The sequence below is a fragment of the Subdoligranulum variabile genome (assembly GCF_025152575.1).
In the GTDB taxonomy this organism is placed as follows: Bacteria; Bacillota; Clostridia; order Oscillospirales; family Ruminococcaceae; genus Gemmiger; species Gemmiger variabilis.
In genome coordinates, this window is record NZ_CP102293.1 from 95,633 (window position 1) to 111,325 (window position 15,693).

General features: G+C 55.4%; 15 protein-coding genes. All 15 read right to left on the reverse strand.

Annotated elements, in window-relative coordinates; translation table 11 throughout:
- Positions 1 to 197 precede the first annotated feature (197 nt).
- The 15 genes from NQ490_RS00430 to NQ490_RS00500 all read right to left on the reverse strand — a co-directional run bounded on the left by NQ490_RS00430 (position 198) and on the right by NQ490_RS00500 (position 15,621).
- Entirely contained in the window at positions 198 to 833 is a 636-nt protein-coding gene (locus tag NQ490_RS00430; protein ID WP_007046808.1) for a thiamine diphosphokinase, read from the reverse strand.
- Positions 830 to 1,690, reverse strand: a complete 861-nt coding sequence (gene rsgA, locus NQ490_RS00435; RefSeq protein ID WP_147644668.1) for a ribosome small subunit-dependent GTPase A — start codon at positions 1,688 to 1,690, stop codon at positions 830 to 832. The genes NQ490_RS00430 and rsgA overlap by 4 nt, the downstream gene beginning before the upstream one ends.
- Before the next feature lie 15 nt (positions 1,691 to 1,705).
- Positions 1,706 to 3,604 carry a Stk1 family PASTA domain-containing Ser/Thr kinase gene (gene pknB / locus NQ490_RS00440; protein WP_007046810.1) on the reverse strand — a complete coding sequence of 633 codons (1,899 nt, stop codon included), beginning with the start codon at positions 3,602 to 3,604 and terminating at the stop codon, positions 1,706 to 1,708.
- Complete coding sequence (locus NQ490_RS00445) at positions 3,597 to 4,346, reverse strand: Stp1/IreP family PP2C-type Ser/Thr phosphatase (protein ID WP_007046811.1); 750 nt, start codon at positions 4,344 to 4,346, stop codon at positions 3,597 to 3,599. Before NQ490_RS00445 ends, pknB begins: the two co-directional genes overlap by 8 nt.
- 65 nt (positions 4,347 to 4,411) lie before the next feature.
- Complete coding sequence (gene rlmN, locus NQ490_RS00450) at positions 4,412 to 5,449, reverse strand: 23S rRNA (adenine(2503)-C(2))-methyltransferase RlmN (protein ID WP_007046812.1); 1,038 nt, start codon at positions 5,447 to 5,449, stop codon at positions 4,412 to 4,414.
- Between the two features lie 48 nt (positions 5,450 to 5,497).
- Positions 5,498 to 6,811 carry a 16S rRNA (cytosine(967)-C(5))-methyltransferase RsmB gene (gene rsmB, locus NQ490_RS00455; protein ID WP_007046813.1) on the reverse strand — a complete coding sequence of 438 codons (1,314 nt, stop codon included), beginning with the start codon at positions 6,809 to 6,811 and terminating at the stop codon, positions 5,498 to 5,500.
- On the reverse strand, positions 6,808 to 7,728 hold the full coding sequence (gene fmt, locus NQ490_RS00460; RefSeq protein ID WP_007046814.1) for a methionyl-tRNA formyltransferase: 921 nt from the start codon (positions 7,726 to 7,728) through the stop codon (positions 6,808 to 6,810). The genes rsmB and fmt overlap by 4 nt, the downstream gene beginning before the upstream one ends.
- 3 nt (positions 7,729 to 7,731) lie before the next feature.
- Entirely contained in the window at positions 7,732 to 8,247 is a 516-nt protein-coding gene (def, locus tag NQ490_RS00465; protein WP_007046815.1) for a peptide deformylase, read from the reverse strand.
- A 21-nt stretch (positions 8,248 to 8,268) separates the two neighbouring features.
- Positions 8,269 to 10,536, reverse strand: a complete 2,268-nt coding sequence (gene priA, locus NQ490_RS00470) for a replication restart helicase PriA (protein ID WP_007046816.1) — start codon at positions 10,534 to 10,536, stop codon at positions 8,269 to 8,271.
- Positions 10,533 to 11,111, reverse strand: coding sequence for a guanylate kinase (gene gmk, locus NQ490_RS00475; RefSeq protein WP_007046817.1), 579 nt, complete (start codon positions 11,109 to 11,111; stop codon positions 10,533 to 10,535). Before gmk ends, priA begins: the two co-directional genes overlap by 4 nt.
- Positions 11,112 to 11,126: 15 nt before the next feature.
- A complete protein-coding gene (locus NQ490_RS00480; RefSeq protein ID WP_007046818.1) occupies positions 11,127 to 11,375 on the reverse strand; it encodes a DUF370 domain-containing protein in 249 nt (82 codons plus the stop codon).
- A 9-nt stretch (positions 11,376 to 11,384) separates the two neighbouring features.
- Positions 11,385 to 12,263 (reverse strand): YicC/YloC family endoribonuclease, encoded by an 879-nt coding sequence (locus NQ490_RS00485; RefSeq protein WP_007046819.1) that lies wholly within the window; start codon positions 12,261 to 12,263, stop codon positions 11,385 to 11,387.
- 180 nt (positions 12,264 to 12,443) lie between these two features.
- On the reverse strand, positions 12,444 to 13,847 hold the full coding sequence (locus NQ490_RS00490) for an oxaloacetate decarboxylase subunit alpha (RefSeq protein WP_040918067.1): 1,404 nt from the start codon (positions 13,845 to 13,847) through the stop codon (positions 12,444 to 12,446).
- A gap of 22 nt (positions 13,848 to 13,869) precedes the next feature.
- Positions 13,870 to 14,244 (reverse strand): biotin/lipoyl-containing protein, encoded by a 375-nt coding sequence (locus tag NQ490_RS00495; RefSeq protein WP_007046821.1) that lies wholly within the window; start codon positions 14,242 to 14,244, stop codon positions 13,870 to 13,872.
- A gap of 54 nt (positions 14,245 to 14,298) precedes the next feature.
- Positions 14,299 to 15,621 (reverse strand): carboxyl transferase domain-containing protein, encoded by a 1,323-nt coding sequence (locus tag NQ490_RS00500; protein ID WP_007046822.1) that lies wholly within the window; start codon positions 15,619 to 15,621, stop codon positions 14,299 to 14,301.
- Positions 15,622 to 15,693 lie beyond the last annotated feature (72 nt).

Sequence of the window (15,693 nt, forward strand, 5' to 3'; positions counted from 1 at the left end):
GCATGTATATGCGGCAGGGCAAAAAAATAACCCCTGCCTTGCGGCAGGGATTGCGTAAAGAAGACTTCAGACTTTGAACGCTGCACGAAGCAGCCAGCGCAGTGCGCGCGGGCAGCGGACCACGACCACATGCATGGCATACACCTCACTTTCGTCGCGTGATGTATGCCATACTATGCGGGAACAGGTGTGTTGTGTTACCCGTCCGACCGGGTCAGCACTACAAGACCATGTCCGGTCACACACTCCAGGTGGGCGGTAGGGGCAACGAACTCATTGCTTGTGCCCAACGGATAATCCAACTCCGACAGAGTCGCATCCTGCAAGGGATAGTACACCCCCCGCAGCGTGACACCTGTCATAGGCTGCCCCAGCGCAAAGACAGACAGGTACATCCAGTCTCTGTGTTCCAGATCCAGCGGATGTTCCGGCAAAAGGTAGTGCATTTCACTTCTGGCATCAGCCAGAATAACCTCGACGCCTTGCAACGCCAGGTACAGCCCTGTGGAAATATTCGCAAACATATGTTCCACCCTGGCGCCGCCCAACGCGCCAAGCAGGACCACCTCGTCGAATCCGTGTTCCACAAGCCAGCGCGCGGCAAACTGGGTATCCGTGTCATCTTTGACATGCGGCAGCACGATGGTCTCTCTGTCGGTTACAGGCTGTGGCGCCGAATCAAAATCCCCGACGATCAGATCCGGATGAACCCCAAGTCTGGCTGCATTGCGATAGCCTGCATCGCAGGCCACAATGAAATCCTGCGGCCGCAGATAGGCAGCCATCTCGGTTCCAATGGGGACTGCCGAAAACACAACGGCACGTTTGCTCATTTTTCCCACTCTTTCCGGGCGTTGGCTTCTTCATACATGGTCAGGTAACTGGCATACCGGGTCTTGCTGATTTTTCCCTGGTCCACGGCCTCACGCACCGCACAGCCTGTTTCACTGCGATGCGAGCATCCAGTAAACCGGCATTGTCCGAAATAGGGTTCAAAATCCGGAAAGGTATGCTGCAGATCTTCTTTGGGAATACGGCAAAGCTTTTGTGCTTCCAGGCTCGCAAAGCCCGGCGTATCCGCCAGACGTCCACCACAGACCTCAAAAATCTCCACTTCCCGGGTGGTATGCCGGCCACGTCCAAGCTTTTGACTGATCTGGCCGGTTTCCCGTTTCAGTTCCGGAGCCAGAGCGTTCAGCAGGGTTGACTTGCCCACGCCGGAGTTGCCGCAGAAGGCGCAAAGATGTCCCCGGATATATTCACGGATGGTATCCAGCCCTTCGCCCGTTTCATAGTGGAGCTGAATCAGCGGAATCCCACTGGTTGCATAATCCTGGGCCAGTTTGTCCGCCGTTGCCAGATCCGCCTTGGTCACCACAAAAACCGGCTGCACGTCTTTATATATGGCCGCCGCCGCCAGTTCATCCAGCACCAATGTACTCGGAACCGGCTGGGTGGTACTGGCCACGATGAACAGCACATCCAGATTGGCCACCGGAGGGCGGACAAACACATTTTTGCGCGGCAGAATCTCGTCGATCATGGAACCATCGGCCGAAAGTTCTACATTGTCTCCCGCCACGGGCGTAATACCGCGTTTCCGGAAAATGCCTCTTGCCTTGCATTCCACGATTCCGTCCGGTGTCCGGACATAGTAAAATCCACCGATGCCTTTGGTAATATACTTCATTGCCCTCGCCATACGTCAGATGGGGTTGCCCTGTGCGTCACACGGGACGCCATTTTCATTCACCATGGAGCCGTCAGGATACTGATGGATCTGATGACTGCCGTCGCTGCTCCACCACCAGCTTTCCTGTATGGTTCCGTCGGTGCTGGGAGCAGGCGTTTCGGCAGGGGGCTCCGGCACACCGGTGGAGACCACCAGCGTAATGATGGAGCTGACGCGCGCCTCTGTACCGGCCTCGGGAGACTGATTCAGAACGGTGCCGGCCGGCTCCTCGCTGGCCTGCTCGATGGTACGAACCGAGAAGTTTAGGACCTTCAGGTCATTCTTGGCGTCATCCAGCGTCTTGCCGGTAACGCTGGGCACATAGTTGGTGTTACTGATGACAGCGCGGCTGACATACAGAATCACGGTAGAATCGCCTTCCACCGTTTCGCCTGCAGCCGGGCTGGTATAAATGACCGCACCATTTGCCACCGTATTATCCTGCATCGGCTTCTGAAGCACGTTGAGCCCCATATCTTTCAGGGTCTTCTCTGCATCTTCCGCCACCATATTCTTGGTTTCGGGAATCGTCACATACTGGGTACCCAGACTCACAGTCAGCGTGATTTTCTGGCCCTCTTTCACCGTACGTCCCGCTTTGGGATTCTGCCGGATGATGGTGCCAGCCGGATAGGTGGAATTGTATTCTTCCGCCTCCTGGAGCTTGAGCAGTGTATTATAGTCCGAAGCACGGTATTCATCCAGCGTCATACCCACGAAGTTAATGATGGTCACATCTGCCCGGTTGGAGAACAGAAGGTTACTGGAATTGGTGAAGATCAGATACACAAGAATCGCAGCGCCGATGACAAAGGCAACCGCCATGCCAAAGAAAATCGGCAGCACAGAGAAAGGCTTTTTCTCCTTGCGAGACTTCCTGGAAGATTTGCTGCGTCCCGGGTTGGACGTTCCCACGCGGCGGGCTTCCCCGGTCCGAATATTACTGGTTTTGTTGTTGGACTTCACGTTGTTTACCACTCGGTTGATACTCTTTTCCGGATTATCCTGGGTGTTGCGATATTCGTACTCAAAACGTGCCGAAGGATTGCGCTTGAATGCCTCGATGGCTTCCAGCATTTCCTGTGCACTCTGGTAGCGCTTGGCCGGATCTTTCTCCATCGCCTTTTCGGTGATCTGCCGAAGTCCCTCGGGCACATTCGGTGCTACCTGTGCCAGCGGCTTGGCTTTATCGGAAATCTGCATGATCGCAATGGATACCGCACCGTCGCCATCGAAAGGCAGCCGCCCCGAAAGCATCTCATACAGCATAACGCCCACCGAGTAGATATCGGTGCGTGCATCGGTCTTGTCGCCCTTGGCCTGCTCGGGGCTGATATAGTGTACAGAACCGATGGCCTTATCGCTGACGGTCTGACTCTGTGCCCGGGAGAAGCGGGCGATGCCGAAGTCCATCATCTTGATGGAACCATCCGCCAGCAGCATAATGTTTTGCGGCTTGACGTCGCGGTGAATGATTCCCTTGGAGTGTGCGTGCTGCAGCGCCCCCAGGATCTGGGTGGCAAAATGCACCGTTTCCTTCCAGGTCAACGCGCCGCCGCGCTGTTTGAGATACTCCTTCAGCGTGATGCCATCCACATATTCCATCACGATATATTGCAGCTTATCGGTGACAGAAACATCATACACCTTGACGATGTTGGGGTGATCCAGAATAGAAATCGCCTTGGATTCATTCTTGAAGCGGCGAACCAGTTCCTCATTGTCCAGGAATTCTTCTTTCAATACCTTAACTGCAATGGCATTGCCGGTCTTCTCGTCCACACCACGGTACACGTTGGCCATACCGCCGACGCCGACCAGGCTTTGAATCAGATACCGGCCATCCAGTCGTTTCCCAATCAGATTATCCATTGTTGACCTCCGTTGTTTCCACGCCCATAAGCAAAACCGTAATGTTGTCCTGACCACCGGCCTGTAAAGCCCGGTCTACCAGAATATTCGTCGCATCGAAGAACGGCACTTCCTTCAGAACCCGTGCAATCTCACCGTCCGGGATCATATTCGTCAGGCCATCCGTACACAGGAGCAGAATGTCCCCGGCTTCTATCTCACAGCGGTTGTATTCCGGTACGATGTTGGCCGCCACGCCCAGTGCCCGGGTAATCAGATTTTTCTGCGGATGCAGAGAAGCCTGCTCCCGGGTGATCTGTCCGCTGTCCACCAGCTGCTGGACCATCGAATGGTCCCGCGTGATCTGGCGAAGTTCCCCCTCGTGGTACAGGTACGCTCGGGAATCGCCCGCATGCACGATATGTGCGTATCCGTTTCCGGCATAGGCACAGACACCGGTCGTCCCCATACCCAGCATTTCAGGATCCGACGTTGCCTTATCATAGACCGCGCGGTTTGTAACATCAAACCCCCGCATAATAAAGCTTTTTTCTCCGCCCGGCTGCAAAGCGCGCATCTGCCGGGCAAAGTACTGCTGCATGGTATCGGTGGCAATACGGGCGGCAATCCGTCCGCCATTCACACCGCCCATGCCGTCACATACAATCCCCCAGGCCGTACCGCCCGCCAGCTGCTGCGCACAGTAATTATCCTGATTTTCCTGGCGACAACTGCCGATATCGGTGATCGCGGCGATCTTCATTCAGGATGTTCCTTTCCTTGGTGTAATTCATTACAAATTCCGGACTTTCCCGGATACTGATTGTTTCAGGTGGAAGCCTGCGCATCTTCACGGCGCAACTGTCCGCAGGCGGCGCTGATATCCGTTCCCAAGCGCCGACGCACCGTTGCGTTGACCCCCAGATGCTCCAATTCCTGCTGAAAGCGGCGCACATTGGCCTCATCCGTTGCGGAGTAGGGACTGCCATCCACCGGATTGATGGGAATCAGATTCACATGCGCACCCATACCATGGATCAGCCGGGCCAATTTCTGTGCCATCTCCGAACTATCATTGACGCCGCGCACCATGGAATACTCAAAGCTGATACGACGCCCTGTTTCCTTCTGATACCGGCGGCAGGCAGGAATCAGCTCCTCCAACGGATAAGCATCATTGACCGGCATCATGCCGGAACGGGTCACATTGTCCGGCGCATGCAGCGAAACTGACAAGGTGAGCTGCAGGTGCCGTTTGGCCAGTTCATCGATTTTCGGGACCAGACCGCAGGTGGAAAGGCTGATATTGCGCATGCCAATATTGACGCCTTCCGGGCAGGATATAATCTCCAGAAAATCCATCACGTTGTCAAAATTGTGCAGCGGTTCTCCGATTCCCATCAGAACGATGTGGGAAACACGCTCACCGGAATCCTTCTGCGCCGTGTAGATTTCTGCTGCGATTTCCCCCGCCGTCAGGTCCCGCACGCGGCCAGCCTGGGTAGAGGCGCAGAAACGGCATCCCATGGCACACCCCACCTGCGTGGAAACACATACCGTGTTGCCATATTTATACCGCATCAGAACCGTTTCAATACAGTTCCCGTCTGCCAGCTGCAGCAGATATTTGACGGTTCCATCCTTGGATTGCTGTTTGCGGCGGATCGTCGGTACCGCAATGGTACACTGCTCCTCCAGCACCGCCAAAAGCGTCTTGGGCTGGTCCGTCATCTGGGTGAACTCCGTCACCAGCTTCTGATGCAGCCATTTAAAGATCTGCTTGGCACGGAATTTGGGCTGGCCCAGACCCACGATATAGGCAGTCAGTTCCGCCAGCGTATAATCCGACAAACAGATTTTCCGCATCTCGCTCACAGGAGTTCCCCCTTTCCCATGATATAGTATAAACCAAAATTATGTCGAAAGTTTTTCCAAAATGGCTACAAAAAAGCCGTCAGTTCCGGTTTTATGGGGCAGGAACAAGGTTCCGAAGGGTCCCTGCTCCATGCCCGGAAGCGTCAACTCTGGCGCAACCACACGGAACTCCGGGTGGTCACAAAGAAAATTCTCGACTTGTTTTTGATTCTCCTGCACATTGATTGTACAGGTAGAATACACCAAACGGCCGTTTTCGGCAAGAGAATCCGCGCCATTTTGCAAGATTTTTTGCTGAATGGCGCACAAATTCTCCATGCCATCCAAATCTTTATAGCGGATATCGGGCTTTTTGGCTATGACGCCCAACCCGGAACAGGGCACATCGCACAACACGCGATCAAAGGTTCCCCACTCTTTGCGCGGAACCGTGGCATCATTTTGAACCGCACGGGCACAACGTATACCGCATCGTTCAAAAGCCTTCTGGATCAGGGAAACACGTCCGGGGAGCACTTCCCCACTGATGAGTTCCCCGGTATTCTGCATTTCTTCCGCCAGGGTCAGGCTTTTGCCGCCAGGTGCTGCACAGAGATCCAATACCTTCTGCCCCGGGCGCACTGCCAGCGAAAGAGCCGCGAACTGGCTGGCCAATCCCTGGACGTGGTAGTGCCCCTCCGCAAAGGAGTTGCCTGCTGCCGGCGATCCCTGAAACTCCACCAGCAATGCATGAGGCCACGGACCTGGACGTACCGTATGGCCTTCTGCCTGCAAAGCCTGAATCAACGCTTCATCCGTCGTACGCAGCGTATTCACGCGCACAGCGGACACCGGTCGATTGCGAAAAGCCGCTGCCAAATCAAAGGTCTCTTCCCCGTATTCCTGGTACAGCAGTGCCGCCACCGGCCGGGACAGACAATCATAGATTTGCAGGCGTTCCAAAGGATCAGCAAAATCCTTTTCTTTGACCGGATAAACAGCAGCACGCCGCAGCACAGCATTGACCATTCCGGCCGCACTTGTTTTTCCCATTGCCTTGGTAAGTTTGACTGATTCGTTTACAGCGGCCGGCAACGGCACTTCCATAAACCGGGCCTGGGCCAGACCTGCACGCAGGATAGCCCGCACCGGTGCATCTAACCTTGCAACCGGTTTCTTGCTGAAGCGATCAAGCAAAAAATCCAGCAATGGCTGATATTCCAGCACGGTGTAAAAGATCCGCGCTGCGAAAGCTGCATCCCGGCCTTCCAGAGGGGGCGTACACTTTTTCAGCTCGGCATCCAGCACCAGGTTGGCATATCCCGCCTGTTCCTGGTGCAGCAGTGCCTTGACAGCAAGACGGCGCGGCGTCACAGGCTATCCCCCACTTTAAGACGTCGGCCTGCCGCCCAGGCCGTTCCGGGCATGGGCTTGCCGCCCTCCGGCGTTACCGTCAGAAGCTCCACCGCTCCCTCTGCCGCTGCAATCGTCAGCGGTTTCAGGGCAAGCACCGTTCCCGGCGCTGCACAGGCAGTTTCTTTGGCCACCCGGCATTCCAGCACTTTGATGCGCTTGCCGTCTTGCACAAACCACGCAACCGGCCAGGGATTCATACCGCGCACCCAATTATGAATATGGGCTGCAGTCTGTGAAAAATCAAACTTTGCCATATCCTTGGTAAGCGGCGGCGCCAGCGTAGCCAGTTCCTGCTGCTGTGGCACCGGCTCCAGCTCCCCGGCCTGCAGCTTTTCCAATGCCGCCACCAATGTCTTTGCCCCGGTGGCGCTGACACGATCAAAAAGCTGACCGCTTGTCTCTTCCGGCTCAATGTCCACAGGCTCCACCATCAACACGTCCCCGGTATCCAGCCCTTCGTCCAGCTGCATAATGGATACCCCCGTACGGGTATCGCCGTTCAGCACCGCCCACTGGATGGGAGCCGAACCACGGTATTTGGGCAGCAGTGAAACGTGCAGATTGATGCAGCCGTACCGGGCCACATGCAAAAGTTGCGGCGGGATGATGCATCCGTATGCCACCACGACAACAATATCCGGAGCCAGACTACGGATCAGATCATCGGAAGAGCCGTCCCGCAGCGTACGCGGCTGATATACCGGAATGCCATATTTCTCCGCCAGCTGTTTGACCGGCGGCGCTGTCAGGATTTGTTTGCGGCCTACCGGTTTGTCACGCCGGGTAAACACCGCACAAATCTCATGTCCGGCGTCAATCAGCGCCGCCAGACTTTCGGCAGCAATATCGGGGGTGCCCATGAACAGGATTTTCATGTATTAGTCCTCGTTTTCTTCGGGATAATCGTCCTCATAGAAATGGGTAGCCAGATCCATGATTGTAATGCCATCCAGATGATTGTTTTCATGCTGGATGCAGCGCGCCAACATATCGTCAGCTTCCATCTCGAACCATTCACCATGACGGTCCTGTGCTTTCACCTTCACATGCTTGGAGCGAGAAATCGCGCCGTTATGTCCCGGGAAGGACAGGCAGCCCTCATAGAGTTCCACCTTTTCATCACTCAGTTCGAGGATCTCCGGGTTGATGAATTCAATGAACTTGTATTCGTAGTTTTCCGGAACCTCCTCGGGCATGTCCCGCTCATCCAGGCAGATGAAAAGCCGCCGCATCATACCGACCTGCGGTCCGGCCAGTCCCAGACCGTTGGCGGCCAGCAGCGTTTCCTTCATATCATCCAGAAGAATTCTCAGACGATCATCAAATTTCGTGACGGGGCGGCAGACCTTTTTCAGAATCGGATCGCCGTCCTGTACAATGGTACGAAGTGCCATACAAATTACCTCCCGTTATCTTTACAAATCTCCATCGGAGTTGAAGTCCAAAATCACCGATGCCTTCTGCGGCAGTTTTTCCTGTGCATAGGCATCCAGGGTCTCCTGCAAAAGTGACCGAAACGCCGCATTGTTGCGGCATTTCAAAGTCAGTTTGTAACGGTATTTTCCGTTGAGCATCGTAATCCCCATGGGGGCCGGCCCCAAAAGGCGCAGCGGAATCTGCGGATGCTGTGCAGCCCGTTCCGCCAGCAGCGTGCCGAAACGATGCGCTGCCATGGCCACAGTTCCCTCGGCGGCGCCCACAAAGCCCACCACACAAAACGCGCAGAAAGGCGGATACAGGCCAAACTTACGAAACGCAATTTCCTCCCGGTAAAACGCTTCATAATCCTGCGCGGCAGCCAGCTGCAGCACCGGATGATTGGGCACAGTTGTCTGAATCAGTGCCCGTCCAGGCAAGGCAGCGCGGCCGCCCCGGCCGATTACCTGAGTAACCAGGCTGAAAACGCTTTCATACGCGCGGAACCCTTGTCCGAACAAAAGCGAGTCAATACCGAGAACGCCTACCAGCGTAACCTTTTCAAAGTCAAGACCCTTGGCCACCATCTGCGTTCCCAACAGAATGTCATATTCCTGCCGCCCAAACTGCGCCAACATGGTTTCATGGGCATTTTTCTGGTTTGTGGAATCCTGATCCATGCGCAGAATCCGCGCCCCAGGCAGCAGTTCTGCCAGTTCTTCCTCCACGCGCTGGGTACCGAACCCGCTGTAATTCAGCTTGCCGCCGCATTCCGGGCATAGCTGCGGCAGCGGACGCACGATATGCCCGCAATGATGACACATCAGCGCCTGCTGGGGCTTGTGGTATACCAGCGGAACGCTGCAGTTGGGACATTTCAGTACATGGCCGCAGGACGCACACATGGCCACCGTATGATAACCTCGCCGGTTCAAAAGCAGAATACTTTGTTCGCCATTTTCAAGGTTTTCCTGCAGTTCACGGATCATTCGCGTGCTGACTTCCCTGGGATTTCCGGCAGCCAGCTCCGCACGCATATCAATGAAATCCACCTGCGGCAGCGGACGTCCACCATAGCGCTGCGTAAGCGTAAGCAGCTTGTATTTGCCGCTTTCCGCCGCATGATAGGTCTCGGTCATCGGCGTCGCAGAAGCAAACACCAACAGGGAATTTTCCATCGCCGCGCGCTTTTTTGCCACATCATGGGCATCATACCGCGGCGCGGATTCACTCTGGTAGGTATGTTCCTGCTCTTCATCCATAATGATGAGGCCAATATTTTGCAGCGGTGCAAAAATAGCGCTGCGCGTCCCCACCACAATATCCGCGTGCCCTTGCTGGATCAGCCTCCACTGAAGCAACCGCTCGGTGTTGTTCAGTGCCGAATGCTGTACCGCCAGGCGACTGCCGAAAGTAGATTTCAGCCGGCGGATCATCTGCGGCGTCAGGCTGATTTCCGGCACCAGGACAATTGCCTTGCGCCCCAGTTCCAGCGTCCGCTCGATCAGTTTCAGAAAGACAATGGTCTTTCCGCTGCCCGTAACTCCATGCAGCAGTGCCGCATGGGGTTTTCCATCTTCCAGATCCGGCGCAAGGGCCGCAAAGGCCCGCTGCTGCTCCGGCGCCAATGTGATGGGCTGCGGCTCATACGGAATATCCGCAAAAAGATCCAGCGCTTTGTCCTGTTCGGCCACAGACAGGACACCTTTTTCGCAAAGGGTATCCAGCGTAGTTTTGGAGATCCCCACCTCATCCAACTGGTGAGCGGTGAGAGGCCCCTTGCGCAGAGCCTCCACCGCCGCCTTCTGGCGCGGGCCGGGCTTTGGCTTCTGAGGCAGTTCCCCTGTCAGCGTGTACACCCGTTCTGTAGAACGGCTGAGTCTGCTCTGCATGACCGGCTTGCCGTCAACCACTGCCGCACGATACTGTGCACCATATGGAATCACGGCTTTCACTGCCTCAAACCAGGTACAAAAAGTCCGATCTTTGAGAAAGTGAACCAGTTCCAGCAGATCCGGTGTCAGTCTGGTCTGTTCCGGAGCGGCATCATGAAGCATCTTCAATCGTTTGGGCGCCGCCCCGGCATCCAGCTCTTCCACCCGGAGCACCACCGCCATACGGGGTTTGTCTCCCCGCCCGAAAGGGACCAACACCATGCTGCCGGGCCAGACACGCCCTAGCAGTGCGTCTGGAATCCGGTAGGAATACAGTTTATCAAAATGAATTGTCGCGTTATCCACCGCGACCTGAACTGTTGTCAGGGTCATTCGTCCTTCCCGTGCTGCAGCCGGAACTGAATGATGGAATACAAACTTTCGGCGCAGGTTTCTACCTGCACGTTGACCACATGTTCGTCATAATCCACCGAGTTGGCAATTTCCGTTTTTGCACGCTCCAGACGGCGCTGGATGGTCGCCTCATCCTCGGTGCCGCGATTGCGCAGGCGGCGCTCCAGTTCCTGCATATCCGGCGGCAGCACAAAAATCGTCGTGGCCCCGGGATACATCTTCTTGATATTACCAGCGCCTTCCACTTCAATGACAAGAATGACCGGAATGCCCCGCTCCATCCGTGTCTCGATCTCGCTGCGCAGCGTACCATAATAGTTTCCGCAATACTGCGTGTGCTCTACGATCCGATCGTGTGCCAGGTGATCCTCAAAATCAGCCACCGACATGAAGTGGTAGTTGATTCCGTCCTTTTCCCCTTCGCGAGGCGCACGGGTGGTGGCCGAAACCGTATGCTGAATCTCCGGATGATTCTTCAGCAAGCTGGCCACAACGGTATCCTTGCCGGTTCCCGACGGTCCCGAAACCACGAACAGATATTTTTCACCTTTCATCCTGCCTAACCCCTTTTATTCTTCCTTTTCTTCCTGTGCAAAACGTCCTGTGATACTGTCCAGCGCAATGCCGGACAATATCACATGGTCGGAATCCATAATCAGCACAGCTTGGGTACGCCGCCCGTAGGACGCATCGATCAGCGCGCCCTTTTCCCGTGCATCCTGGATCAGACGCTTGATCGGCGCCGAATCCGGGCTCACGATGGTGATGACCCGATCCGCATTGACCATGTTGCCGAAGCCGATATTGATGAGTTTCATGGTTCCCTCTTACTCAATGTTCTGAATCTGTTCACGGATCTTTTCGATTTCGGACTTCAGCTCCACCACCAGACGCGTAATGGCCACATCCTGACACTTGGAACCAATAGTATTGGATTCGCGGTTGAGCTCCTGCGTCAGGAAATCCAATTTCCGGCCGATCGGTTCGTTCAGCTCCAGAATTTCCCGATATTGAGCCACATGGCTGTGCAGACGAACCGTCTCTTCATCGATGGCTGTCTTATCTGCGAAGATAGCCGCCTCTGTCACAAGACGGGCTTCATCAATGTTCCGGTCTCCCAGCAGTTCCTGCAAACGGGCATAGAGTTTATCACTATACGCCTGTACCCGTCCGGCACTGTCCTTTTCAATCTGTGCAACCAGTTCCTCGATGGTTGTCAGTCGGCCTTCCACATCCTCCTTGAGCTTTTCCCCCTCCGTCGCACGCATGGCGACAAATGCTTCAATGGCCTGCTGCGCTACGGACTGTACATCCTGCCAAAGCTCTTCCTCGTTTGTCGGTGCCGCCGTTTGGGTGAGCACATCCGGGAAACGAGCCAGCATACCGACCGTAACATCATTTTTCAGATCCATCCGCTCTGACATGGCATTCAGTGCCGCACGATACCCCTGCGCCAACTGCCAGTTTACAGAAACAACGGTATCGGCCGCCGTAACCGTCTGAATGGAAAGATTCAGTTCCACTTTTCCGCGGCTGACTTTGGCGGCAACCAGCTTTTTGAGCTTATCCTCCAAAAATGCGCAGGAGCGCGGCAGCCGGGAGGAATACTCAAAAAAGCGCGCATTGACACTGCGCAACTCTACTTTGATATCACGGCCATGCAACAGTGCACCTGCGCGGCCATACCCTGTCATACTCAAAACCATATCCTACACCTCGTGGCTATGTCTTTTTGTTCCGGTCGCACAAAAACATATATTGTATATTGTACTATTTTTACCGCCAAGATGCAAGGTGGGACAGCCGCTTTCCCCGTCTTTGACGCGAATTTTTACACAGACAACACAAAACCGCCCTCGCAAACGCGAGGGCGGCATCTTCTTCACTTAGACCGGATGAGACTTGTTCTCATAGTCGGCATGCAGGGCATCCACACCCTGCAGACGGGCATTGCGCTTCTCAAAGAACTTGGGCGCGACCTGCGGGAACATGGCGTAGGTCAGCACATCCTCCTCCTGAATAGCGTACTTGGCTGCTTCTGCCTTCAGCTTATCCATCTCAGGCTCCAGCGTATCTGCAAAGCGGCAGGTAATGGGCTTTTCTCCCTTCAGGATAAAATCGCTGAATTCCTTCTTAATGGGAGCGGGCGTCTTGCCGTAATCGCCATGGACCAGGCCCTTGAACTCCTTGGTGACCATCTTGTAGCGCTCACCCAGAATAACATTGAAGACAGCCTGAGTACCAACGATCTGACTGGTGGGCGTAACCAGCGGCGGGTAGCCGGCATCCTCACGCACGCGAGGAATCTCTGCCAGAACTTCATCCAGCTTGTCTTCCTTGCCAGCGTCCTTGAGCTGTTTGAGCATGTTGGAGAACATACCGCCCGGCACCTGATACAGCAGCGTGTTGGCATCGACGCCCAGAGACTTCGGGCTGATCTGACCGTTGGCGATGTACTTTTCGCGCAGCTTGGCGAAGTAGGCACGCACCACATTGAGCTGGTTGAGGTCAAGACCGGTGTCGTAATCAGTCCCCTGCAGCGCAGCAACAAGGCTCTCGGTGGGCATATGGGAAGTGCCCAGTGCCAGCGGGCTCATGGCGGTATCAACGATGTCAGCACCAGCTTCGATGCCCTTGAGGATGGACATGGAGGCCAGACCTGCCGTATAGTGGCTGTGGATATCTACCGGAATGCTGACGGTGGACTTGAGTTCTTTCACCAGATCGTAGCAGGTATACGGCTTCAGAAGGCCAGCCATATCTTTGATGCAGATGGAGTTGGCGCCCATCTCCTCAAGAGTCTTGGCATACTTGGCAAAATACTCATTGTTATGTACAGGGCTCAGAGTGTAGCTGATACATGCCTGTACATGAGCACCTTCCTTGTTGGCCGCCTCGATGGCAGTCTGCAGGTTGCGAGGGTCATTCAGTGCGTCAAAAATACGAATCACATCGATGCCGTTGGCAACAGACTTCTGGACAAAGTACTCAACAGCGTCATCGGCGTACGGACGGTAACCCAGCATGTTCTGGCCACGGAAAAGCATCTGCAGCTTCTGATGGGGCAACTCCTTGCGCAGGATACGCAGACGCTCCCACGGGTCTTCATCCAGGAAACGGATGCAGGAGTCGAAGGTGGCGCCGCCCCAGCATTCCACGGAGAAGTACGGAATTTTGTCCATTTCGGGCAGAATCGGGCGCATTTCGTCCATCGTCATACGGGTGGCGAGCAAAGACTGATGCGCATCGCGCAGAACGACCTCGGTAATCTTAATCGGTTTCTTAGCCAATGTCATTCACCTCGTCTTTCGATCAGTTCATGGTGCACAGCAGCGCGCCGGAATCCACGACGTCGCCCTTGCGCACATCGATGCTGGCGATGGTGCCATCCTGCGGAGCACTGATCTCATTTTCCATCTTCATGGCTTCCAGAATGAGCAGCGTGTCACCGGCCTTGACGGAATCACCGGGCTTGACTTTCACATCCAGGATATTACCGGGCATGGGGGCATTGACCACCACAGAACCGGCGGCACCGGCAGGTGCAGCGGGAGCAGCCGGCGCAGCAGGAGCGGCAGCCGGTGCCGGCGCAGCGGCGGGAGCAGCGGCAGCCACGGGCGCGCCGGTGCCTTCCTCAACCGTGACATTGTAAGCAACACCGTTGACGGTAACGATCAGGTTTTTCATAGGAAGTTCCTCCTTAAAAATCAAGGTTTATGATTTTATTCTGTGAGCGGGTGCTTACAGTGTAATGTTGCCATGCTTCTTGGCCAGACGAACCGCACGCTTGCTGGCCAGCATATCCAGCGCCTGAGCGACAGCTCCGCGGGCGCCGGCTGCTTCGCAAACCGTATCCGCAGCACCGTTCTGTACGGCAGCCTGGGCACCGCAGACCTCCTTGGCATAGGCAGCAGCCTTGGCCTTGGTAGCGTTGGCAATATTGTCGGAAGCGTAAATTTCATCCTTGTACATGACGCTGACGGCCGTCTCAGGAGCCAGCGGAGCAACGGTGCATCCCTGAACCGCCACACGCCAGTCGGCACAGGCCGCAAAGACAGTGTAAACGGGCCCGATGGCATCTCCAACGAGTACGGCAACCTTCGCCGTGGTGGCTTCTGCATACACACCGGCCATACGGGCAGCCTGACGAATGCCGCCGGCCTGGTCATCCCCTTCGCTCTTGACAAAGCCATTGGTGTTGACGACCGTCACTACGGGAATGCTGTAGGCATCACACAGGCGGACAAAACGGGCAGCCTTCGCTGTACACTTATGGCAGATGGCATCCTTCTCCGTTGCCACAATGCCCACCGCGCTGCCGTTGATGGTAGCCAGGGCGGTGACAATGTTTTTGCCATAGCCGCTGTAAAGCTCCACCGCACTGTCAGCGTCTGCCAAAGCAGCCACCGCATTGGCAGCGGAATACTGGGCCGCGTTGAGGTTCTTGCTGGGCGCAGCAAAGTCAAAAAGTGCAGGCCCAGCCAGGTTGTTTGCCGGCAGCAGGGCCACAATGCTGGCCGCCTGCTTGGCCGCCGCCACTGCATCCGCGGCCGTCACAGCTGCAACACCAGCCTTGGCAGCAAACGCAGCAGAACCCGCTCCGCCGACATTATCCTCAGCCGTAAAAGGAGCATTCAGGAACAGCTCGGCATCCTCTGCCATAATGCAGACATCGGCTGCTGCCGCATTGATGGCGTTGGTTCCGGCACAAGTACCGGTAATCACCGCAATCTGCGGCACAACGCCGGAAACGCGAGCAATCTCCGCTGTCAAAGCAGCGGTAGCATTGAGCAGTTCCAGACCACCATCCAACTTGGCACCGGTGGAATTGTAGAATGTAACAACGGGTGCGCCGGTCTCAGCAGCCATTTCGAGCACGCGGATATTGTTTTTGATATCCTGCACGCCAACGGCCTCACCGTTCTCGTACACAACGTACACGCTCTGCCCATTGGCACAGCCATACGCCGCACTGACGGCGCCCTCAGTATACAGCGGCGAATATGTACCGTCGTCAAAAAATGCTGCAAGGATTTCTGCCTTGCCGGGTTTGTTTGCTGCCATACAGTGACCTCCCATGATAAGACTGACTGTTTTTTGTGAAAATGTTCATAAAAATATGTCATTTGGCACAAT